The organism is Pseudoduganella ginsengisoli, assembly GCF_009720865.1.
In the GTDB taxonomy this organism is placed as follows: Bacteria; Pseudomonadota; Gammaproteobacteria; order Burkholderiales; family Burkholderiaceae_D; genus Rugamonas; species Rugamonas ginsengisoli.
This window is the reverse complement of the sequence record NZ_WNLA01000009.1, coordinates 163492-187145: the sequence shown is the minus strand read 5'-3', so window position 1 is coordinate 187145 and position 23654 is coordinate 163492. Positions and strand designations below refer to the sequence as shown.

Below are 23654 nucleotides of genomic sequence, written 5' to 3'. Positions count from 1 at the left end.
GTCGCTGGCTTACCTGCTTACGTTCCAAGCGCTGCTTCGCAAAGCAGCGCTTTTTTCGTTCAGTTAGCCAGCAAAGGGCTGACGATGCGCGAAGGCACCATCGCCGACGCCACGTTGATCGCTGCGGCGCCATCGACCAGGAACCGCGACGGCAAGCGCGATCCCGAGATGCACCAATCGAAGAAAGGCAACGACTGGCACTTCGGGATAAAAGCCCACGTGGGCGTGGACTTGGCCACCGGACTGGTGCACAGCGTCGTGGGCACCAGGCAATGTTTCTGACGTTACGCAGGCCCATGCGCTGCTGCACGGCGGCGAGGTGATTGCCACCGGCGACGCCGGGTACCAGGGCGTTGTCAAGCGCCCCGAGAACGCCGGATCGAGTGTCGTATGGCATACGGCCATGCGGCTTGGCTTGCGCAAAACGCTCAAGAAAAACAAGCTTGGCCGCATCACCGAAAAACTGGAAAAAACCAAAGCCAGTGCGCGCGCCAAAGTCGAGCATTGCTTCCATGTCGTCAAATGCTTGCTCCGGCATCGTAAGACCCGTTATCGCGGACTGGCCAAGAATACGGCGCAGCTGTTTTCGCTGTTTGCATTCGCCAATCTGGTGCTGGCGCGCAGGTTCCCTGGCAGCCAACACAGCCAAGTTGCGCCCCGAGTTTGAAAAATGGCCCCCAAGACCATCGGAAACCGCCGTTATTAGCCTCATGCTGGCCCGTTTTTTTCGACACCTTCTTGTCACGGCGCGGTTAGCACAATTGCCGCCGCCAGGCAGCGCTGGAAACTGAATTAATCAGCGGTTCCTTAAGTTTGATGCATTGCTGATTAGCCATAAGAATGGCTATTTCACTTCAAACTCTCCCACCAATACCGTGCTGCCGCCATTCTTCAGCCGCAACGTCACCATCTCATCCTTCGCGCGCCCCGTGCCAAAGCCTGTCGTCAATTTCAGCTGCAACGTCGTCGCCCCCGTCACCAGTTGCTGGCGGTCGCCAAAGTAATTGGCGTAGACGCGGTACACGCCCGGCTTCGCGCGGCGCAGTGAAAATTCTTCCGGGCCGTAGCCGCCCGTGAAGTCGCGCGACAAGCGGCCGCCCAGCATGGTGTCGCGGTTGCCGTAATAGCACTTCTCGCCATCCGGATCGACTACCCACAAATCCATGTCGCTGTTATCCGCATCCCACGTCAGCACGGCGCGCATGTCGAGCGGCAGGTTGCGCAGCAGGCGGCGGTCGATGTGGCTCGTATCCAGTTTGGAGCCGGCAGGCGCCGTGGCAATGACCGCATTCATTTCTGCCAGCGCGATCAATTCCACTTCGGCGAAGCGGCCATCCCATGGGCGCAGCACCACTTCATACAACTGCTCGATGGCTTCCTGCCGCTTTCCCGCCGCCGCATAGGCCAGGCCCAGGTCGCGGAATGACTGCGGTTCCTCGTCCGCCAATTGCTTCACTTGCTCGAACACGGGAATGGCCAGTTGCGGCGCACCTGCCTGCAGCAGGCGGTAACCCAGCACGCGCAACACTTGCCGGTTTTCCAAGTCCATTTCCGCCAGATTCGACAGCACGCGCAGCGCCAGTTCGCGCTTGCCCTTTTGCAGCAGGATATCCGCCACGTCGATATAAAACGCGCTGCTGTTTTCCCATGACGGTTTTTCATCGAGATAGATCGCATACACGGCGTCAGGCGATGCCGCCTTCATGCGCGCAATATAGGGCGCATCGGCGCTCCACTTTTTCAGCGCGATGCCTATCGATGGCGCGGCGCCCCGCCCATCATCCCTGGGTGCAGCGCCGGGTTCGGCCTGCATCGCAGTTCCCGTTATGGCAGATGGCCGAGCCGGCGCCATCGGAGCGGGCGCCGGCGGTGGCGGTGGCGCCGCAAAGCTCGATGCAGGCGCCGCAGCAGGCGCGCCGACATCTTCCTGCAACCGCATTTCCAGCTGCTGGCGCGCAGCCTTCGGCGCAGCGCCGTCGCGGCGGAATTCCTGCGAGCGCTGGACCGCTTCTTCCTGCTGCCACTGCTGGCGCTTTTTCTGCGGCGCGTTCTCCCACCATGCGATCTTTTGTTCGAATTGCCGCACCACAGATTCCAGCTGCTTGTCGCGGCGCTGCGCCGTGGTACGGGTCTGCTGCGCGCGCAGCTTGTCAAAAGCCGCCTGCATCGCCGGCGGCGGTGTCACGTCGTGCCGCACATAGTCTTCCAGCCGCTCCAGCACCAGCAGCGACGTTTCCCGCGTCGGCATGCCGAACTGGCTACCCAGGCGGCGGATCGCGCCGCGGTTGGCTTCGTGATCCGCTTCCAGCGCACGCAATTGATAGCTGGCCCACAGCCACGCCGCCAGCGGGTGCGATGCGGCGTTGCTGTCGATTTGCACCGCCACAGGCACGGCTTTGCCTTGCCGCGCCAGCATTAAATTTACTTGCGCCGTGGCGCGCGTCAGCTTGCCCGCAATGCGCAGCAAGCCCTGCTCCATGGCGCCGGTATCCGCCAGCACGGCAGCTGCGCCGTCCGCACGCAATTGTTCAATGCGGGGGCCGTCAGCCAGCAGCACATTGGCCGCGGCGTCCACCGGCTGCCCAGGTATCAGGCTAACCAGCGCGCCACCGCTGCGCTCCGCCAGCGCGGCCAGGCGCACGGTATCGGCGCCCGCGCTTGAAGTAACGGCATACAGACGCTGCCCGGCGCCCAGCACCGGGAAGCGGCGCGCGCCATAGTTCAGCAAACCGTCCGACACCAGCAGATATTCCTGTACGCCGGATTCCGGCTGCCAGTCCGCCAGCGCGCTGGCGCCGTCATATTTCACCGACTGCAGTACTTTGCGCAGCGCATCCCAGTTGCCATCGCGGATGCGGAAAGTTTGCGCCGCTTCAGGGCGGTCGCGCAGCAGCACCAGCTTGACGTCGCCATTGCCCAGTGCGCGGAAGTAGCGGTCCAGCAGCGCCAGCTCATCATCGATGGCGCGGTGCGTACCGGAGCCGGACGCATCCCACAGCAATCCCACCGAGCGCGCCAGCGGGCGCGGCGTGCGCTGCGCATTGACCGGCACCTCAGCGATGAAATACGTGTCACTGCCAAACCGCTCTACGTAGGCTTGCACGCGCTGCGCGGCGGGGATCTGCACCGTCACCTGCTGCACCACAGGGCGGTCGATACGCGCCTGCCAGCCGCCGCCTTTGCCCATGAATGCCGGTGCATCCGCCATGCCGCTGAAACGCGGTGCGCCGGAAGCGCCCTGTACATCCATATTCAGCACGAAATCCTTGACGCCATCGGCATACGCCAGCGGCAACCGGTACATCCAGCCGTCACCGGCCCGCTGCAGCGGTTCCGCATACGTCAGCTCCACCGTGCGTGTGCCCTGCGCGGGAATCGGATACACGCGCAGTTTGAACTGGTTGCCCTGCGTTTGCTCCAGCAAGGCGGGATCGACGCCGCGCCGTTCTTCCATTTCAATGATTTGCCGCCCCCGGCTTTTCTCCACCGGCACGGCTGGCCGCATGGCGCCATCGATGTCGAGTGCAAACCCCGTCACTTGCTGGCCATCGGCCAGCGGGAATTGCAAATGTCCCTCCAGCGCGCGGCCATTCGGATTGAAAAACACCATGCGCACGCGCGTCTCGGCCATGCCGCCGCTGATGGCGCTCTGGATACCAAGACTTTGCAGGCGCACGGGCCGTTCGCCGCGCAGGGTTTCCATCAATGGCTGCGCCGCCAGCCATGGGGCGGCGCACAGCAGTAAAAACAACGACAACAACCTCAACAAGCGCATTCGCATGGCATCCTCCTTGAATCCGGACCAGCCGGTACTACCATGTAACGGCGCCCATCGAACGGCGGGGTTAAAGTGTTGAAGAAATAGTTTGCGCAAAAGATACGGTATTGATAGCCAGGCACTGATGTTTGTAACAACTTTGTATTCTGTAAGATTCGCGTAAGAATTTATCCGTGCATCGCAGAGCGAAATGATGTATGATGCTCGCTTGTGCATTGCAACACCGCATGCACCTGAATGAGCAGCTACGCAAGCCTGGGCCCATCGACTGGATGTCGCCCTATATAAAGCCCCCCGCCCTAAGTGCCGCACATGGCACTGTCCCGGCGCAAAGCTTTTGTGCCGAAATTTCTAATACACCCGTTTAGAGTCATTTCGCTTTGGTTCGCGTTGCTATTTTGCGTACTGCTTTTGGCAATACGCCGATTTTTACGAAAGAATACTGAATGACTTTTGAAGCACTTGGCCTCCACTCGTCCATCCTCAAAGCGCTGACCGACGCCGGCTATACCAAGCCGACCCCGGTTCAGGAGCAGGCCGTGCCTGCCGCCATCGAAGGCAAGGACTTGCTGGTTTCGTCGCAGACCGGTTCGGGCAAGACCGCAGCCTTCATGCTGCCGTCGCTGCACCGCCTGGCCCTGCAGGAACCTGCACAAGGTGGCCGTACCCCAGCGCAGGAAGCGCAATCGGCGCGCGCCCGTGGCGAGCGCCCGCGTTTCAAGCCAGCCCAGCCAAAAATGCTGGTGCTGACGCCTACCCGCGAACTGGCCCTGCAAGTTACCACCAATACCGACAAATACTGCGCCAACCTGCGCCGCATTAAAGCTGTCGCCATCCTGGGCGGCATGCCCTATCCGAAACAGATGCAACTGCTGTCGCGCAACCCGGACATCATCGTCGCGACCCCGGGCCGCCTGATCGACCACATGGAATCGGGCAAGATCGACTTCTCGCAACTGGAAATCCTGGTGCTGGACGAAGCCGACCGCATGCTGGACATGGGCTTCATCGACGATATCGAAAAGATTGTCGAAGCTACCCCGGCCACCCGCCAGACCATGCTGTTCTCCGCTACGCTGGACGGCGTGGTGGGCAACATGGCGCGCCGCATCACCAAAGATCCACTGGTGATCCAGATCGCCAGCGCCGCCAACAAGCATGAAAACATCACGCAGCGCGTGCACTTCGTGGACGACCTGTCGCACAAGAACCGCCTGCTGGACCACTTGCTGCGCGACGAAACCATGGACCAGGCCGTGGTCTTCACGGCCACCAAGCGTGACGCCGACACCATCGCCGACCGCCTGAACATTGCCGGTTTCGCAGCCGCCGCACTGCATGGCGACATGCACCAGGGCGCCCGTAACCGCACGCTGGAAAGCCTGCGCCGCGGCCAGGTGAAAGTACTGGTGGCAACCGACGTGGCAGCGCGCGGTATCGACGTGCCGAGCATCACCCACGTGTTCAACTACGACTTGCCGAAGTTTGCGGAAGATTACGTGCACCGTATCGGCCGCACCGGCCGCGCCGGCCGCAACGGCCTGGCCGTGTCGCTGGTGAACCATTCGGAAAACATGAACGTGCGCCGCATCGAGCGTTTCACGAAGCAGAGCATTCCGGTGTCCGTGATCGAAGGCTACGAGCCTAAGCGTTCCGCGCCTCCGCGCTCGGCACGTCCAGGCTGGAAGCCAGGCGAAGGCCGCAAGCCGGGCCAGCGCAGCTTCTCCAAGCCAGGCGCACCGCGCGAAGGCGGCTTCAACCGTGAAAGCGGCTTCAACCGCGAAAGCAGCGGCCACTACCGCGACAGCGCCAACTTCACCCGTGAAGGCGGCGGCTACAACCGTGAGGGTTCGTCGTACAACCGCGACGGCGGCAGCTACAACCGGGATGCCGGCCACCGCGAAAGCCGTTACAGCCGCGAAGGCAACTTCAACCGGGAGGGCGGCCAGCCACGTGAAGGCGGCTACAACCGCGACAACCGCAGCGAAGGCGGCGGCTACAACCGCGATGCCGCACCACGCGAAAACCGCTACACCCGGGATGCCGGCCACCGCGAGCCGCGCGAAAACTTCAGCACCCGCCGCTACGGCGACCGTTAATCGGCAAGCGCGGTAAGCGCTGATCAGAAAGCCACTGGATACCAGCCAGTGGCTTTTTTTACGACCATTAAATTTCCGTTGCATTGTGCCGCCATCCACGCATATACTTGCTTACTCAAGTATATTTCAAGGATCAATCATGGATGACGTAAGCATTCAAGCGCCCGATGACACCGCGCTGGACTTTTGCCTGCGCCTGGCGCGCGCACAGGCTGCCGTCGTGCGCCGCCTCGACGCCGCACTGGGCGGCCATTTCGGCATCAGCTTTGGCGACTTCCAGTTGCTGCTGCATTTGGCCCGCGCACCGGGCGGACGCTTGCGCCGCGTCGATCTGGCCGAGCGCCAGGGACTGACGGCATCGGGCGTCACACGCAGCCTGCTGCCACTGGAAAAAACGGGCCTCGTAGGCCGCCAGCCCGACCCGCGCGATGCCCGCGTCGGCTATGCAGTAATTACGCCGGCCGGCCATACGACGCTGGATAACGCGATGACGACAGCGCGCGAAGCCGCCAATGACTTGCTGCGCCATGCCCCACCAGAACAGTTGCAGGCGCTGGCTGCCGTACTGGGCCTGGTGGCCGGGACCACATTTATCTGAGGACGATATGCATAACACGTTATGGCGGGACTCGAACTTCCGCTGGCTGATGGGCGGCGCCGTGCTGTCCGGCCTGGGCGACCAATTCACGATGATTGCCCTGCCCTGGCTCGTGTTGAAAATGACGGGCAGCTCGCTGGCGCTGGGCCTCGTCATCGCCACCATGAGCGTGCCACGCGCCATCTTCATGCTGATAGGCGGCGCGCTGGTGGACCGCTATTCACCAAAGTCCGTGCTGATGGTGACGAAATTTGCCAATGCGCTGGTCATCGGGACATTGGCGGCACTGGTGCTGGCCATGCCGGCGATGCTGACGCTGCCGCTGCTGTATGCGCTGGCGCTGGCGCTTGGACTGGCGCAGGCATTTGCCTCCCCGGCCGGTACATCGATCTTGCCGACCGTGGTGGCGCGCGAGCGTTTGCAGGCAGCAAACAGCACAATGATGGGCGTGCGCCAGTCGCTGATGCTGATGGGCCCATTGCTGGGCGCTTTATTGATGGTGCTGGGTGGCGACGACATCCATGCCGCAGCTAACGGCGGCGGCAACGCCAACGGCATCGGCTATGCGTTTGGCTTCGATTGCGCCAGTTTCCTGATTTCCGCCTGGACGCTGGCAAAAGTCCACGCGCTTGCCGCAGCCAATCCGGCGCCAGTACAAAACCAGGGCGTATTGCACGCGGTGGTGGAAGGCATGCGCACCCTGTGGCAAAACGTCGCCGTGCGCACCTGCTTTATTTACTGGTCGCTGGTGGCCGTGGCAGTAGGCGGCACCATGCAAGTGGCGCTGCCGCTGCTGGCATCGCGCAACCTCGATGGCGCCGCGTCGCTAGGTATTCTGATGAGCGCGCACGGCATCGGCACGCTGGCCGGCATGGCCATGTCGCGGACTAAAATGCGCACGATCCCTTTCGGCGCCACCATCCTGGCCATCGATGCACTGGTGGGACTGCTGATGGCGCCACTGGGCACGATCACGGCAGCATGGCAAGGCATGGCGCTGCTGGGCGCGATCGGCGTGCTGGGAGGCTATATGCAAGTTGCCATCTTCACGTGGATACAGCAAAGCGTGCCGCCACACATGCTGGGCCGCGCCATGAGCATTTTCATGTGCATCTTCATGGGCGTGGCGCCGCTGTCGGGCACCGTGATCGGCGCGCTGCTGCAGTGGATCTCGCTGGCGCAACTGTTTGCCGGTTGCGGCGCGCTGTTGCTGGCGCTGGCCACGTTTGCATGGATGGCCACGCCGATGCGGCATATCGAATCCGCATCGGCGCCCAGGGCCGTCAGTCAGCCTTGAAGTTCTGCCCCAGCGACATCGGCTTGTTCAGCAAGATGGTCTTCGGATCGCGGCAGATATAAACCAGCACGACGATGGTGGCCAGGTATGGCAGCATGGACAGGAATTCGGACGGGATTTCCAGGCCGAAGCCCTGTCCATGGAATTGCAGCACCGTGACGCCGCCAAACAGGTAAGCGCCCAGCACCACGCCGCGCGGCTTCCACGTGGCGAACACCACCAGCGCCAGCGCAATCCAGCCGCGGCCCGCCGTCATGCCTTCCACCCACATCGGCGTCAGCGCCATCGACATATACGCGCCGGCCAGTCCCGCCATGGCGCCGCCGAATACCACGGCCGCGTAGCGCAGCATGTTGACGTGGAAGCCGATGGCGTGCGCGCTGTGCGGCGATTCACCGACGGCGCGGATCAACAGGCCCAGGCGGGTGCGCGCCAGCATCCAGCCCGTCCCCACCGCCAGCGCAATGGATGCATACACCATCAAGTCAAAGCGGAACAGCAGCGGCCCAACGAAGGGTATGTCTGACAGCACTGGAATCGACAGCTTTGCCAGCGGCTCCACCGTCTGCCCCGCCAGGCTGCGCCCGAGGAACGCGGACAGGCCGACGCCAAACAGTGTCAGCGCCAGCCCTGTCGCCACCTGGTTGGTTTGCAAGGTCAGCACAAGGAAGGCAAACAGCAGCGCCAGCGCCATGCCCGCCAGTGCGGCGGCGCCCAGGCCCAGCCCTGCGCTGCCGGTCGACAACGTGACGGCAAAGCCCATGACGGCGCCCGTCAGCATCATCCCTTCCAGGCCCAGGTTCAATACCCCGGCGCGCTCCGCCACCAATTCCCCCATCGACGCAAAAATCACAGGCGTGGCCGCGCCAGCCGTGCTGGCAAGGAAAGCAACCAAATAATCGGCATTCATGCTACACCTCCCTGTGCGGCCATGGCAGGCGCGGTACGCATGCGCGGTTTAAAACGGTAGTGAATGAACAGGTCGGCGGCCAGCAGGTAAAACAGCAGCAAACCCTGGAACAGGCCCGTAATGGCGTTGGGCAGACCCAGTTCGATCTGCGCGGATTCGCCGCCGATATACAGCAGCGACATCAGCAGCGATGCCAGCAGCACGCCCAGCGGATGCAAGCGCCCCACGTACGCGACGATGATGGCGGCAAAGCCATAACCGGGCGACACGGAAGGCTGCAACTGGCCGATCGGGCCGCACACTTCACCAACCCCGGCAATACCGGCCAGCGCGCCGCTGATCAGGAATGCCGCCCACACATTGCGGCGCTCGGAAAAGCCCGCATACGCTGCCGCCATGGGCGCCATGCCCGACACTTGCATGCGGTAGCCGGCAAACGTTTTCGCACAAAAGAACCAGGCGCCGCCCGCCGCCGCCAGCGACAGGATGAACGCGGCATTGGTGCGCAAGCCTTCGACCAGCAGCGGCAGCATGGCCGCGTCATGGAACATTTTCGATTGCGGGAAATTGAAACCGGCGGGGTCGCGCAGCGGCCCGTGCGTCAGGTAGCTGAGCAGCAGGTACGCGACATACACCAGCATCAGGCTCGTTAAAATTTCGCTGGTATTGAAGCGTGTGCGCAGCAGTGCGGGAATGGCGGCCCACAGCATGCCGCCCACGGCGCCCGCCACCACCACGACCGGCAACAGCCAGCCGGCTTCCACGTCATCGAAATACAGCGCTACCGCGCCCGCAGTGATGGCGCCGATGGTCAGCTGGCCATCGGCGCCAATGTTGGCCACGTTGGCGCGGAAGCCCAGCGCCAGGCCGATGCCGCACAAGATCAGCGGCGTGGCCTTTAACAGCAGCTCACCGATGCCGTAGGCCGTCGTGGCAGGTTTGATGAAGTACACATAAAAAGCGTGCATCGGGTCCTGTCCCAAACCATAGAACAGGATGGCCCCCGTCACCAGCATGGCCACCGCCGCGATCAGCGGCGACGCCAGCATCATGGCGCGCGACGGCTCCGGTCTAGCTTCAAGCCTGGACATGGTGATCTCCTCCGGTCAATGCACGTGGCGCGCCATGATGCGGGACAATGTTACGCAACTGAGCCCGCGACGGCTCCGGTCTCGCTTCAAGCCTGGACATGGTGATCTCCTCCGGTCAATACACGTGGCGCGCCATGATGCGATTTAATGTTACGCAACTGAGCCCGCGACGGCTCCGGTCTAGCTTCAAGCCTGGACATGGTGATCTCCTCCGGTCAATGCACGTGGCGCGCCATGATGCGGGACAATGTTACGCAACTGAGCCCGCGACGGCTCCGGTCTCGCTTCAAGCCTGGACATAATGTTCTCCTTCCTGCATCGCTGCATGTGCGGCGGTTTCCACGTGATCGAAATCACCGCTCATCCACACACCCACCTGGTTGATCGACGTTTCCGAAGTCTTCACGGCGCGCGACAGACGGCCTTTCGCAATCACGGCAATGCGGTCGCTCATCATGAACAATTCTTCGATTTCTTCCGACAGCACCAGCACGGCCACGCCCTGGTCGCGCATGTCGATGATGGCCTGGCGGATCAGCATGGCCGCGCCGATATCGACACCCCACGTTGGCTGCGCCAATACCAGCACTTTCGGCGCCAGCGTGATTTCGCGCCCGACAATAAACTTTTGCAGGTTACCGCCCGACAGGCTCGATGCGGCGGATTTCTCGCCGCCGCATTTCACGTTGAAGCGGGCAATCACGTCGCGTGCAAAGGCGGCAATGGTCTTGTGCTGTACCAGCCCGCCCTTGACCATGCCGGTCTTGCCTTCCGGGACATACCCCGTCAACAGCGCGTTATCGGCCAGCGACAAATCCGGCACGGCGCCCCGTCCCAGGCGCTCTTCCGGCACGAAACATAGCCCCCGTTCACGGCGCTGCGCGGGATTCAGGCTGCCCACCGGCTGCCCCAGCAACTTCAGTGAAGCCGCATCGGCCAGCAGGCATTCGCCGGAAATCGCTTTCAGCAACTCTTGCTGGCCATTGCCGGACACGCCCGCAATCCCGACAATTTCGCCGCTGCGCAATTGCAGGCTGACGTCTTTGAGTGTCGTGCCAAACGGATCGAGCGGCGTGAAGTTCAGCTTATCGAGCGCCAGCCGCACGTCGCCCGCATCGCGCGGCGTGATATGGCAGCTGGGCAGTTCGCGCCCGATCATCAATTCCGCCAATGAACGCGGGGTTTCGTTGCGCGGCACGGCGGTGCCCGACACGCGGCCGCTGCGCAGCACCGTGGCCTTGTCGCACAGCGCCTGGATTTCATCGAGCTTGTGGCTGATGTACAGGATCGAGCAGCCTTCGCTGGCCAGGCGGCGCAAGGACTCGAACAGTTTCAGCACGGCTTCCGGCGTCAGCACAGATGTCGGTTCATCCATGATCAACAGCTTCGGGTTTTGCAGCAGGCAGCGCACGATTTCCACGCGCTGCCGCTCCCCCACTGACATGCTGTGCACGAGGCGGTGCGGATCGAGCGGCAAGCCATAGTCTTCCGATACCTGCTTGATGCGGGGCGCCAGCTTTTCCGGCGACACTTTGTCATCGAGCGCCAATGCAATGTTTTCCGCCACCGTCAATGTTTCAAACAACGCGAAGTGCTGGAACACCATGCCGATCCCCAGCTTGCGCGCGGCCGACGGCGACGGGATGCGTACCGGATCGCCTTGCCAGAAAATGTCGCCCGCATCAGGATGCGTGACGCCGTAAATCATTTTCATCAGCGTGCTTTTGCCCGCGCCATTCTCCCCCAGCACTGCATGGATTTCGCCGGGCATGACGGTCAGGTCGACGGAATCATTGGCGACAACGGAAGGATAGATCTTGGAAATTCCACGCAGCTTCAGCCTCGGTTCTACCAGTGGCGTCTGCATGGAAGGATCTGCAGCTAGATTCATTTGTCGATACTCCTTGCGGCGGTTGTATACAACTGAATATCTCGCAACTTGTATGCCAGCACATGCTGACCTTTCGGCGCCGGCTGATGCGCCACGACGGTGCGGCAAGCCCCGTTTTAGCGCGGTCGTGCACCGATTGTATACAGTGCTTCGAACCACTGGCGCGTGGCGCTTTCGCCACGCTTGACTATTACTGTATACAAATTTTCGTTGAATTGCGCACTATTTCGTACACAATGAACCCATCGGCTGAGCGAGTGTCTTTTTTCATCACATTCAAAAACGAGCACACATCATGAGCAACGCATCCCGCATAGTCGAACCGTCCAGCGTTATCGAAATGAGTGCTGGCGGCCGCCGAATTTCCGGCGGCAAGAAAGGCGGCGCAGGCAGCGGCGCGGAAGACAGCGCCGCATCGGCCGCTGCCGCCACGCCGGCAGTCAAGCCGGCCAAACGCGGCACCACGGCAGTCGATTTGCGCATTTACCGCGCCGTCGTCAACGCCGTCATGAGCCACAAGCTCCCGCCCGGCACGCACCTGGGCGAAACGGATTTCTGTGAACTGTACAAGGTCAGCCGCACCACGGTGCGCAAGGCGCTGCAACGCCTCGCGCATGACCACATCATTGAATTGCGCCCCAACCGCGGCGCAGTGATTGCCTCTCCTTCACCCGAGGAAGCAAGGGAAATCTTTGCGGCGCGCCGCGCCATCGAGCGGGAAATCGTGCCGCTGGCAATCCGCAATGCGAGCACCAATTCCGCATCGCTGCAGCGCATCCACGAAGCAATGGCGGAAGAAGAAGCGGCCCGCCGCAGCGGCGACCGCGCCAACTGGATACGCATGGGCGGCGAGTTCCACCTGCTGCTGGCGGAACTGGCCGGCAACCGCGTGCTGCAACGCTATATGGGCGAACTGGTCTCGCGCTGTTCGCTGATCATTGCGCTATATGAAAGCCCCGGTTCCCACATGTGTGAAAACGATGAACACCGCGAACTCGTCTCGCTGATCGAAGCAGGCAAATGCGAGCAGGCGGTGGCGCTGATCGAACATCATTTGCTGGAAATCGAAGGCCGCCTGCGCCTGGGCGTGGTCACCCGCAAAGTCAAACTGGCCGATGCACTGGCCGGACTGTAACCGCAGCATCCGCAGTAACTGCACGTGCGGGCCCTGGCCCGCTATTTGCTAAGCATTGAAGTACTCTCTAAAACAACCACCCTTGGAGTTCTACATGATTCAGCAATTCAGAAAATGCACTGCCGCCATCGCCATCCTCGCCGCGGCAACGGGCGCTGCCCACGCTGCCGACTGGAGCGACACGTCCATCAGCTACCGCTATGGCACGGATTTCGCGGAACCCTACAACCCGAAAGACTTGACGAAACACATCGTCAACCTGAGCCACGCCAGCGGCTACAAGTACGGCACCAACTTCTTCAGCGCCGACATGCTGTTCTCCGACAAGGATGACCCATCGTCGGCCCGCTCGAAAACCGGCGCGCATGAAGTGTATGTGCTGTACCGCCATACGCTGGACCTGGGCAAGGTGACCGGCAAGGATTTCGCGTCGCCCGGTGTGCGCGGCTACGGCTTCACGGCGGGCTTCGACATGAACAGCAAAGTGGATGCCGGCTACAACTCGAAAAAACGCATGCTGGTGGCCGGTCCAACAGTCATGCTGGACGTGCCGGGCTTCCTCAACGTGAGCCTGCTGGCGCTGTGGGAAAGCAACGCGCCATACAGCACGTACACGAATTCCGGCTTTGAACGCTACCGCTACAAGACGCACCCGATGCTGAACGCCGTGTGGCTGATCCCGCTGCCGGTCAGCGCGCCACTGACGTTTGAAGGCTTCGCCAACTTCATCGGCAAGAAAGGCAATGACGAATTCGGCGGCAAGACCGCTGCAGAAACCAATATCGACATGCAGATCATGTACGACATGAGCGGCGTGGTGGGAGCCGGCAAGAATACCTTCAAGGTCGGCCTCGAGTACCAGTACTGGAAGAACAAGTTCGGCAACAACCACAACGGCTTTGCCGGCTCGGGCGCCTTTGCCAAGACCCCGATGATCCGCGCCGAGTACCACTTCTGACATGGAAAGGAAGATGATGATGAATCGCCGTAAACTGCTCGCTATGGCCGCCCTGGCCGCCACCGTTCCCTATGCTGCATCGGTGCAGGCCGCTGAAGAACCGTTGAAAGTCGGTTTTGTGTATGTGGGCCCGGTGGGTGACGCTGGCTGGACGTATGCGCATGACCAGGGCCGCCTGGAAATGGAAAAAGCGCTGGGCGGCAAAGTCAAAAGCACGTTCGTGGAAAGCGTGCCGGAAGGCGCCGACTCCGAGCGTGTCATCCGCAAGCTGGCAACTGACGGCAACAAGCTGATTTTCACGACGTCGTTCGGCTACATGAACCCGACGGAAAAAGTCGCGAAAGCCTTCCCCAGCATCGTGTTCGAACATGCGACCGGCTTCAAGACGGGCAAGAACATGGGCACGTACGAAACCCGTCTTTACGAAGGCGCGTACCTGCTGGGCGTCATTGCCGGCAAAATGACCAAGACCAATACGCTGGGCTTCGTCGCGTCGTTCCCGATCCCGGAAGTGATCCGCAACGTCAATGCATTCACGCTGGGCGCGCAAAGCGTGAACCCGAACATCAAGACCAAGGTGATCTGGGTGAACTCGTGGTATGACCCGGCCAAGGAACGCCAGGCGGCGGAAACCATGATTGCGCAAGGCGCCGACGTGCTGAGCCAGAACACGGACTCCCCTGCCACCCTGCAGGCCGCGCAAGAGAAAGGCGTGTATGCATTTGGCTGGGATTCGGACATGGCCAAGTTCGCGCCGAAAGCACACTTGACGGCAGCTACCAACAACTGGGGCGGCTACTATGCGGACACCGTGAAAGCCGTCATGGCGGGCACGTGGAAGCCAACCGACATCCACGGCGGCATCAAGGAAGGCATGGTGAAAATGTCGCCGCTCAATCCTGCCGTGACGCCGGATGCGGCCAAGGCGTATGAAGCCAAGCTGAAAGTGCTGTCGGATGGTTCGTTCCACCCGTTCCAGGGCCCGATCAAGGATCAAACGGGCAAGGTGCGCGTGGCCGCTGGCGCCGTGATGCCGATGAAGGAACTGCTGTCCCTTAACTACTACGTGCAGGGCGTGGAAGGCGCCATCCCCAAATAACGCCAACCCCGTGGGGCGGGTTCATGGAACCCGCCCCACGCAATGTTACGTCACCGTGAAATTCACCGGCCCCGCCAGCACCGTGTAGGTGTCATTGAGGAACATCCACGCCGCATAGTTCCCCGCCGCCAGCTTGCTGGTATCAAACGTCGCCTTGCCACTGGCCTTGGCCACGTATTGCCATGACAGCCACGTGCCGGACGCAGGCGCCACGCCGGCCTTCCAGATGCCGATCCAGTTCTTGGCCGCCACCTTGGACGCCGGCACCGCATAGTCGAACACCAGGTTCGTACCATGCACGATGCTGGACGACGACGCCGTCAATTGCGACACGCTGAATGGCACCGGCCCGCCCAGCACTGTATAACCGTTCTGGAACAAATACCACGCGTTGTAGTCGCCCGCCGCCAGAGCTGACGTGGCAAACGGTATGGAACCCGAGGCATTCGGCGCATACGCCCACAGCAGCGCACTGGCGCTGCCGGGAACCGTCCCATCGGCAAAAATCCCCACCCAGTTTTTTGCATCGAGCTTGCCGGCCGGCGCCGCATACGTGAACGCCACCTGGCTACCCCTGGTCACGTAGCGCTGCGTGCCTTCCAGCGGCGCGGCAGCGGTCTTTACCACACCGATCATCGGGTCCGTGCGGCTGGCCTGGCCCGACTCCACGTGTCCGGCCACTTTGCGCGACCACTGCGCATCCGTGTCGCACGTGATGGTGAAGTCATACCAGCCAAAGCTGGCTCCCAATGGCAAGTCCAGCGCCAGCGACTGCCCTGCCGCCACCGTGTTGCGCACTGTCGCGGCGCCATAGGCGTTATCGGCCACCGTGAACGTGCAGGCCGCCGTGCCGCCCGCATTCGACAGCACCAGTTGCAGCGAACCGTGCACGCCGCTGTGCGTGGCCATGATTTCCGGCTTCGCGCCAGCCGTGGCTGCCGTGGCGCCCTTGAAGTGGCGCAGGAAACCGTTGGCGCCATGCACGCGCAAGTCATACGCCGCACCAGTGAAGTTCCACGCTTCATTGGCAATCGATTTACCCGCTTCCACCGTGTAGTACCACGGGCCATCCGTGCGCACATTGGAGTACACGATGTACGCGGCGCCGGCGGCGCCCGCATTGTTGAACGTCAGTTCGACCTTGGCGCCGGTCGCGCGGCTGTGCACGGCCAGATCGTACGGCAGCGCACACGCTTCGCGCGTATTGGTGCTGTCCGTGCACAATTCCTGGCGCGGCAAGGTTTGCACGGCAGGCGGCACCGGTGCGGGTTTGCCGGACACTTTGACGTACGCCGCTGTCGCAGGCACGGACGATGGCCATGTGGCATCCGGGTCCGTGAAATTGAAGGCCGAGGTCAAGTCGCCGCAAATGGCGCGGCGCCATGGCGAAATCTGGTCGCACGTGACGCTGGCGCGCGCCTTGCCCTTCATGACCAGCCATTCTTCAAGGAAGCGCAGCTTCGATGTATGGTCGAACAATTGCGAGCACACGCGGCCGCCCTTGGTCCATGGCGAAATCACCAGCATCGGCACGCGCGGGCCCAGGCCCACTGGTTCGCCCTGGTACGTCTCATACTGGCCCAGCGACGGCAGCGTGGCCTTGCCCATCGCAGCCGTGATAGGCGCCTGGTGCGGCGGCACGTGGTCAAAGAAACCGTCGTTTTCATCGTAGGTCAGCAAGAACACGGTTTTCGACCAGACAGCAGGATTGGCCACCAGGGCAGCCAGCAGGCGCGCCGTCAGGTTCTCGCCTGCATTCGGCGAGTTCGGCGCGTGTTCCGTGTAATCGTTGGGCGCGCAGATCCACGACACCTGCGGCAAGCGGTCATTCTTCACGTCGTCGGCAAACCATTGCACCAGCCAGTCGGCTTTGGTGCCGGCCGAATTGGCTTCCGTGGAACCGGGCGCCAACTGGCGTCCGCGCTGGTACAGCGGCGAACTGGTGGACAAACGCGAGCCGTCCGCATTGACGCGGAAATTCTTGAAGTACGCGAGGTAGTTGTCGCCGTAGTTATCCCACTCCTGGTATACCTTCCACGTCACCTGGTTCGCTTCCAGCGTTTCCGCATACGTGCGCCAGTTCGGCGCGCTGGCCGTCACGGAAGCGGTGATGTTGTCCTTGGCCGGGTCGTTGTTGTAGTAGCCGGTCGGGCTGACGTTATACAGGCTGCCCATGCTGCTTTGCCAGCCCTGGTTGGTGCCCGTCAGCGAATACATGCGGTTCGGATCGGTGGCGCCAAAGATCGAGCAGTGATAGTCGTCGCAAATGGTGAAGGCGTCCGCCAGCGCGTGGTAGAACGGGATATCGCCGCGGTCGAAATACCCCATCGATTGCGCGGTCTTTTGCTTGACCCATGCATCCCACGCCTGCCACGTCGCCTGCGAACCTTTCCACGAGTGGTTGGTGCCGACCGACAGCGCACTGGTGTTCTTCGCGTCGAAGTGGAATGGCAGCACATAGCCGCCGGCGCCATCGGGCTGGTACCACACGGGCTTGCCGCCCGGCAGTTCAATCGCGCGAGGGTCGCCAAAGCCGCGCACACCGGACAAGGTGCCGAAGTAATGGTCGAAGGCGCGGTTTTCCTGCATGAAGATGACCACGTGCTCGACGTCGGCCAGCGTGCCGGTAGTGTTATTGGCCGGGACCGCCAGCGCGGAACGGATTAAATCCGGAAACAGCGATACCGCCGACGTCGCGGCAAAAGCATTCAAGAACCTGCGCCTGCTCGGTGAAACCATGTGCCCTCCTCCTCATGTGAAAGTGATTTGGGCAGGCATGATAGGGGGGATTTGTGACAGCATGATTGCACATCGTGCAATGTGCCGATTTAGCCGGAATGCGGCTGGGAATGTGCACAGACCATCGGCGGCTTGTGCACAGAAAGCGTAAAGGGCGGCTTACTTAGGACGATATACCGCGCACAGCTTATTGCCATCCGGGTCGCGCACGTACGCCAGGTACATCGAACCCAGGTTGCTTTCGCGCAGACCTGGCGGATCTTCGCACGTGGTGCCGCCATTGGCTACGGCGATATCGTGGAATTGCTGCACCTGTTCGGCCGAGTTGCATTTGAAACCGATCGTGCCGCCATTGGCAAACGTGGCTTCCTGGCCGTTGATAGGCTCGGTGACGCCGAAGCTGGCGCCATCGTGGCGGTAGAACAGGCGGGTGTGGCCAGAAGGCGCCGTGCTGCGGTGGGCTTCGCCAGCGCCGAGGAATCCAAGCAGGGCATCGTAAAAGCGTTTCGACCGCTCGATATCCTTGGTACCAACCATGATATGACTGAACATTGGGGTTTCCTTTCTGTGTGTGGGTTGACAGTCTGAATGCGCTGCGGGCGTCAATATAGCATTCCACGGGCCGCCAGGCAGCCAAGTAGAATGGCGCCTATCAGCGTAAATCAGGAACAGCATGGAAACCAAGTGGCTGGAAGACTTCATCTCCCTCGTCGAGACCAATAACTTTTCCCGCTCGGCGGCGTTGCGGCACGTGACGCAGCCGGCTTTCTCGCGGCGCATCCAGTCGCTGGAAAACTGGCTGGGCACGGACTTGATTGACCGGACCTCCTACCCCACCCGCCTGACGCCCGCCGGCCACGTGTTTTACGAACAGGCACTGGAAATGCTGGGGCAAATCAACGGCGTACGGGAACTGCTGCGCAACAAGCGCGCGGCCATGCAAACCACCATCGACCTGGCAGTGCCGCACACGTTGTCGCTGACGTTTATCCCGAAGTGGATCACGCAATTGCAGGATGATTTTGGCGCCATCAACAGCCGCCTGATGGCGCTGAACGTGCACGACGCCGTGCTGCAGCTGGTGGAAGGCGGCTGCGATTTGCTGCTGTGCTACCACCACCCGCGCCAGCCGGTGCAGCTCGATCCGGGCCGCTACGACATGCTGGTGCTGGGCCGCGAAGCCCTGCGCGCCTATGCGCGCTGCGACAAAAACAAAAAACCGGAATTTACGCTGCCCGGCACCAAAGCCGATCCGCTGCCCTTCCTGTCCTACACGAATAACGCGTACCTGGGCCGCATGGTGGAATTGATTTTGTCCGACACAAAAACCCCGCTGCACCTGGAAAACCACTATGAAACCGACATGGCGGAAGGCTTGAAAATGATGGCGCTGGAAGGCCGGGGCATTGCCTTCCTGCCGGAATCGGCCGTCACCCGCGAATTGAAAACCAAATTGCTGGCCAGGGCGGATGGCGGCAGCACGGACTGGGAAATTGAAATGGAAATCCGCCTGTACCGGGAAAAGCCGTCGCCCACCCGGCCTGGCAAGCCGATCGTGTCCCGCCTGTGGGACCACCTGGGTGGAAAAACCGTCAAACGCCGCAGTGTTCCGGATTCAGAACGCTAACCTTGATAAAAATCAACGATTTAACGTTATGCCGACACCTATGCTTTTTTTGCATAACGTGGCGAAATGACGATGGCAAACTATGCAAAAAATGCATAGCTGGATGCGCACTCAGCATTGGCACCAGTTTGGTGCACTAGCCTAAGATTCGCTCACTGAATACAGCGCACCAGCGCACGGGCCATAAGCCCATACATATAACCTCAGGAGCGAATCGAATGACTACTCAGCACGCACTGCCTTCCTACCTCAATGCAGAAGACCTGGGCCCATGGGGCCAGTACCTGAAACAGATCGACCGCGTGACCCCGCACCTGGGTTCGCTATCGCGCTGGGTCGAAACGCTGAAGCGTCCAAAGCGCATCCTGGTGGTGGACGTGCCGATCGAGCGCGATGACGGCACCATTGCCCACTACGAAGGCTACCGCGTGCAGCACAACATGTCCCGCGGCCCAGGCAAAGGCGGCGTGCGCTTCCACCAGGACGTGACCTTGTCCGAAGTGATGGCCCTGTCGGCCTGGATGACCGTGAAAAACGCCGCCGTGAACGTGCCATACGGCGGCGCCAAGGGCGGTATCCGCGTTGATCCTAAAACCCTGTCGAAAGGCGAACTGCAGCGCCTGACCCGCCGCTACACCAGCGAAATTTCGCTGATCATCGGCCCAACCAAGGACATTCCTGCACCGGACGTCAACACCAACGAACAAGTGATGGCGTGGATGATGGACTCGTACGCCATGATCGAAGGCAACCTGTCCACTGGCGTCGTGACCGGCAAGCCGATCTCGATGGGTGGTTCGCTGGGCCGCCGTGAAGCAACGGGCCGCGGCGTGTTCGTGGCCGGCGTGGAAGCTGCAGCCAAGCGCGGCGTGAAGATCGAAGGCGCCCGTGTCGCCATCCAGGGCTTCGGCAACGTGGGCGGCGTGGCAGCCACGATGTTTGCCAACGCCGGTGCCAAAGTTATCGCAGTACAAGACCACACCGGGACCGTGGTACACTCTGGTGGCCTTGATGTTGCACAATTGCACAAACATGTTGCAGAAGTGGGCGGCGTCAAAGGTTTCCCGGGTGTGGAACAGTTCATGGAACGTGACGCATTCTGGGGCATCGAATCGGACATCCTGATTCCTGCCGCGCTGGAACAGCAAATTACCGCTGCTGTAGCCCAGCAACTCCGCACCAAAATTATCCTGGAAGGTGCAAACGGCCCGACCACGCCGGAAGCCGACGACATCCTGGCCGACAAAGACGTGCTGGTGGTGCCGGACGTGCTGGCGAACGCCGGTGGCGTGACTGTATCGTATTTTGAATGGGTACAAGACTTCTCGTCGTTCTTCTGGAGCGAAGATGAAATCAATGCCCGACTGACTCGCATTATGCAAGACGCATTCAAATCCGTATGGGAAGTGGCCCAGGAAAAGAACGTCACCCTGCGGACCGCCACCTTTATCCTGGCGTGCACCCGGGTGCTGCAAGCCCGCGAAGTACGCGGCCTGTATCCTTGATTGCTGTCAGCGTAAGTAAAATCCACAAGCTGCAAGGGCCTGGCCTCCGCAACTACTATTGATATATGAGATACAGGCCCTGACAAGTCATCACCACGCCTGCCCCGGCTATGCTCGGGCGGGCGTTTTTCGCATTTGATAAAGGAACACCGGAATGAGCACTTTGGAACAGCAGGCCCTTGAATATCACAAAGCCGGCGCGGCCGGCAAGATTGCCACCGCCGTCACCAAGAGCGTGGCCACCCAGGAAGACCTGGCGCTGGCCTACTCGCCAGGCGTGGCAGTACCGTGCGTGGAAATCCAGCGCGATCCATCGCTGGCTTACACCTACACGGCCAAGGGCAATCTGGTCGCCGTCATCACCAACGGCACCGCTGTTCTGGGTCTGGGCAACATCGGCGCGCTGGCCGGCAAGCCTGTGATGGAAGGTAAAGTCGTGCTGTTCAAGAAGTTTGCCGGCATTGACTCGTTCGACATTGAAATCGATGAAACCGATCCGGACAAACTGGTGGACATCATCGCGTCGCTGCACCCGACCTTTGGCGGCATCAACCTGGAAGACATCAAGGCGCCGGAATGCTTCTACATCGAGCGCAAGCTGCGCGAGCGCCTGTCGATCCCGGTGTTCCACGACGACCAGCACGGCACCGCCATCGTCGTGGGCTCTGGCCTGCTGGGCGCGCTGACACTGACCGGCCGCTCAATCTCCGACGTGAAGATCGTTTGCTCCGGCGCCGGCGCTGCCGCCATCGCCTGCCTGGAATTGATCCTGTCCTTGGGCGCCAAGCGTGAAAACATCTACGTGTGCGATTCCAAAGGCGTCTTGACCACGTCGCGCGACCTCGATGGCGAGAAAAAAGCGTGGGCGCGCGACACGGTTGCCACCAAGATGAGCGAAGTGATCGAAGGCGCGGACATGTTCCTGGGCCTGTCGGGCCCTGGCCTGCTGTCGCAAGACGACGTGAAGAAAATGGCGAAACAGCCGATCATCTTCACCCTGGCCAATCCTGAACCGGAACTGCGTCCGGAACTGGTGCGCGAAGTGGCGCCGGAAGCCATCATCGCCACCGGCCGTTCGGATTACCCGAACCAGATCAACAATGCGCTGTGCTTCCCTTACCTGTTCCGCGCCGCGCTGGATTCGGGTGCAACGACGATCAACCAGGAAATGAAGATCGCTTGCGTCCACGCACTGGCCGGCATGGCCCGCTCGGACGAGCGTTTCGGCAAGGATTACGTGGTGCCAGGCTTGCTGGATGCCCGTTTGCTGTCGGGTGTGACGCCGAAGATCGCACAGGCTGCGTTTGACAGCGGCGTGGCGAAGAAAGAGTTGGATCTGCAAGCGTATGCACAGCATCTGGTGAAGCTGGGCGAGACGCTGCTGTAATTTTCGTAGGGCGGGTTCTACGAACCCGCCATGCTTGCGCCGCGTTGGCGCACGCTTGGCGGATTTGTAAAATCCGCCCTACGTTACATCAGCCACGCCGGGGCATCCTGCAACGCCACCGGCCGCAAGAAGCGCTCCATCGCCGCATACCCCACCGAAGTCGAAGCCGGCTGCGTCGAAGCAGGCCACGGTCCGCCGTGCACCTGGGCAGAAGCCACCGCAACACCGGTCGGCACACCGCTGAACAGCACCCGCCCCGCAATGCCCTGCGCTGCACGGGCAATCCGGCGCGCATCATCGGACGCCTGTTCCGCGCCCAACAAGGTCACCGTCAAACTGCCGCCAACGGCGTTCAAAACAGCCACCACGTCATCGGCCGACGCAACGCGCACCAGCACGCAGGCCGGGCCAAACACTTCTTCCTGCAACGTATGCCGCGCAATGAAATTCGCCGCGGAAGTACGCGCCACCAGCGGTTTCGGGGCATCCATATCGCTTCCCGCGTCCGCACCAGCCAGCACCACCTCGACACCCGGCGTGCCAACGACGCGCGCCACGCCCGCATCGAAATTGCGCTTCATGCCCGCTGTCAGCATCGGATGCAGGGTCTTAGCAGCCAGCGCGTCGCGCAGCGCTGTTTCAAATGCATCCGCATCGGCGCCGTCAAACAGCACGATCACGCCAGGGCTGGTGCACACCTGGCCACTGGAAAACGCCATCGAGTCAGCCAGCGCGGCGGCCTTTTCCGCAGCCTGCCCGGCCAGCGCGGAAGGCAGGATCACCACGGGATTGATCGAACCCAGCTCGCCAAAGAACGGAATCGGACGCGGACGCGCATTAGCCTGCTGCCACAGTGCGTAGCCGCCTTTGAACGAACCGGTAAAGGCCACAGCGGCAATGGACGGATGCTGCACCAGCGACACGCCGACGTCGATGCCCGCGCCTTCCACCATGCCAATCAGCCCGGCAGGCAGTTCTTGCTGCGCCAGCACGCCCTGCGCCAGTTCATGCACGGCGCGCGACAGGCGCGGATGGCCCGGATGCGCCTTCACCACCACCGGGCAGCCGGCCGCCAGCGCGGACGCCGTATCGCCGCCCAGCACGGAAAACGCAAACGGGAAATTACTGGCCGAGAACATGGCGACGGGACCCAGCGGCACCTGTACACGCGTCAGCCGCGGACGGCCTTGCGGCGGCGCCCCTGCCTCGGCGGCATCTTCCGTCACAGCGAACGGGCGGCCCGCAGTCACTTGTTCGGCAAACCCCTGCAACTGGAAAACCGTGCGGTCCATTTCCCCGTTCAGGCGCGGCAGCGGCAGCGACGTCTCTTCACTGGCGATGCGAACCAGCGTTTCGCGCTGCCCCTGCAACGCATCGGCCAGCCCGCGCAGCAGTGCGGCGCGCTGGGCGGCCGACGATTGCGCCCACGCGTCAGCGGTTCGGGAAGCGGCGGTAACGGCCCCATTGATTTGGGCCGGAGTGGAATCCAACATGTTCACAAGCTCTCCTGATTAATAAGCAACTAAGTAACGACTGTGCA

General features: G+C 61.7%; 16 protein-coding genes and 1 pseudogene. 10 read left to right on the top strand and 7 right to left on the bottom strand.

From position 1 onward, the window contains the following. Nucleotides 1-63: 63 nt before the first annotated feature. Nucleotides 64-667, top strand: a pseudogene (locus GM668_RS15255) (IS5 family transposase); the annotation flags it as partial. A 177-nt stretch (nt 668-844) separates the two neighbouring features. On the opposite strand, the gene GM668_RS15250 reads toward GM668_RS15255, so the two are convergent. Further along, nucleotides 845-3781 (bottom strand): DUF2135 domain-containing protein, encoded by a 2937-nt coding sequence (locus GM668_RS15250; RefSeq protein WP_211923402.1) that lies wholly within the window; start codon nt 3779-3781, stop codon nt 845-847. 443 nt (nt 3782-4224) lie between these two features. Here GM668_RS15250 and GM668_RS15245 point away from each other — a divergent pair, with 443 nt between their 5' ends. From GM668_RS15245 to GM668_RS15235, 3 genes are all read left to right on the top strand, one after another. Further along, on the top strand, nt 4225-5877 hold the full coding sequence (locus tag GM668_RS15245; protein ID WP_155439807.1) for a DEAD/DEAH box helicase: 1653 nt from the start codon (nt 4225-4227) through the stop codon (nt 5875-5877). Between the two features lie 139 nt (nt 5878-6016). After that, a complete protein-coding gene (locus GM668_RS15240) occupies nt 6017-6475 on the top strand; it encodes a MarR family winged helix-turn-helix transcriptional regulator (protein ID WP_155439806.1) in 459 nt (152 codons plus the stop codon). Nucleotides 6476-6482: 7 nt separating this feature from the next. Continuing rightward, entirely contained in the window at nt 6483-7772 is a 1290-nt protein-coding gene (locus tag GM668_RS15235) for an MFS transporter (protein WP_155439805.1), read from the top strand. Here GM668_RS15235 and GM668_RS15230 read toward each other — a convergent pair. From GM668_RS15230 to GM668_RS15220, 3 genes are all read right to left on the bottom strand, one after another. Then, the gene (locus tag GM668_RS15230) at nt 7759-8682 is read right to left on the bottom strand and encodes an ABC transporter permease (RefSeq protein WP_155439804.1); all 924 of its coding nucleotides are present in this window, start codon (nt 8680-8682) and stop codon (nt 7759-7761) included. The two genes, GM668_RS15235 and GM668_RS15230, sit on opposite strands and share 14 nt — an antisense overlap. Then, a complete protein-coding gene (locus tag GM668_RS15225) occupies nt 8679-9773 on the bottom strand; it encodes an ABC transporter permease (RefSeq protein WP_229499376.1) in 1095 nt (364 codons plus the stop codon). Before GM668_RS15225 ends, GM668_RS15230 begins: the two co-directional genes overlap by 4 nt. Before the next feature lie 286 nt (nt 9774-10059). Next, nucleotides 10060-11664 carry an ABC transporter ATP-binding protein gene (locus tag GM668_RS15220; RefSeq protein WP_155439803.1) on the bottom strand — a complete coding sequence of 535 codons (1605 nt, stop codon included), beginning with the start codon at nt 11662-11664 and terminating at the stop codon, nt 10060-10062. 295 nt (nt 11665-11959) lie between these two features. Here GM668_RS15220 and GM668_RS15215 point away from each other — a divergent pair, with 295 nt between their 5' ends. The 3 genes from GM668_RS15215 (at nt 11960) to GM668_RS15205 (ending at nt 14856) form a co-directional block, all read left to right on the top strand. Further along, nucleotides 11960-12799: a GntR family transcriptional regulator gene (locus GM668_RS15215; protein WP_229499374.1), complete on the top strand. Its 840-nt coding sequence runs from the start codon at nt 11960-11962 to the stop codon at nt 12797-12799. A 94-nt stretch (nt 12800-12893) separates the two neighbouring features. After that, nucleotides 12894-13757, top strand: coding sequence for an outer envelope protein (locus GM668_RS15210; RefSeq protein ID WP_155439802.1), 864 nt, complete (start codon nt 12894-12896; stop codon nt 13755-13757). A 13-nt stretch (nt 13758-13770) separates the two neighbouring features. Then, complete coding sequence (locus GM668_RS15205; RefSeq protein ID WP_229499372.1) at nt 13771-14856, top strand: BMP family ABC transporter substrate-binding protein; 1086 nt, start codon at nt 13771-13773, stop codon at nt 14854-14856. A 45-nt stretch (nt 14857-14901) separates the two neighbouring features. Here GM668_RS15205 and GM668_RS15200 read toward each other — a convergent pair whose 3' ends face one another. Beyond that, nucleotides 14902-17595, bottom strand: a complete 2694-nt coding sequence (locus GM668_RS15200; RefSeq protein WP_155439801.1) for a phosphocholine-specific phospholipase C — start codon at nt 17593-17595, stop codon at nt 14902-14904. A 159-nt stretch (nt 17596-17754) separates the two neighbouring features. Beyond that, nucleotides 17755-18147, bottom strand: a complete 393-nt coding sequence (locus GM668_RS15195) for a VOC family protein (RefSeq protein WP_155439800.1) — start codon at nt 18145-18147, stop codon at nt 17755-17757. 121 nt (nt 18148-18268) lie between these two features. On the opposite strand from GM668_RS15195, the gene GM668_RS15190 reads away from it, so the two are divergent. The 3 genes from GM668_RS15190 to GM668_RS15180 all read left to right on the top strand — a co-directional run bounded on the left by GM668_RS15190 (nt 18269) and on the right by GM668_RS15180 (nt 22114). After that, nucleotides 18269-19222, top strand: a complete 954-nt coding sequence (locus GM668_RS15190) for a LysR family transcriptional regulator (RefSeq protein WP_155439799.1) — start codon at nt 18269-18271, stop codon at nt 19220-19222. Between the two features lie 218 nt (nt 19223-19440). Continuing rightward, nucleotides 19441-20727 (top strand): Glu/Leu/Phe/Val family dehydrogenase, encoded by a 1287-nt coding sequence (locus tag GM668_RS15185; protein WP_155439798.1) that lies wholly within the window; start codon nt 19441-19443, stop codon nt 20725-20727. Nucleotides 20728-20881: 154 nt separating this feature from the next. Next, nucleotides 20882-22114: a malic enzyme-like NAD(P)-binding protein gene (locus tag GM668_RS15180; RefSeq protein WP_155439797.1), complete on the top strand. Its 1233-nt coding sequence runs from the start codon at nt 20882-20884 to the stop codon at nt 22112-22114. Between the two features lie 83 nt (nt 22115-22197). Here GM668_RS15180 and GM668_RS15175 read toward each other — a convergent pair whose 3' ends face one another. Next, complete coding sequence (locus tag GM668_RS15175) at nt 22198-23607, bottom strand: aldehyde dehydrogenase (NADP(+)) (RefSeq protein ID WP_155439796.1); 1410 nt, start codon at nt 23605-23607, stop codon at nt 22198-22200. Between the last annotated feature and the right edge of the window lie 47 nt (nt 23608-23654).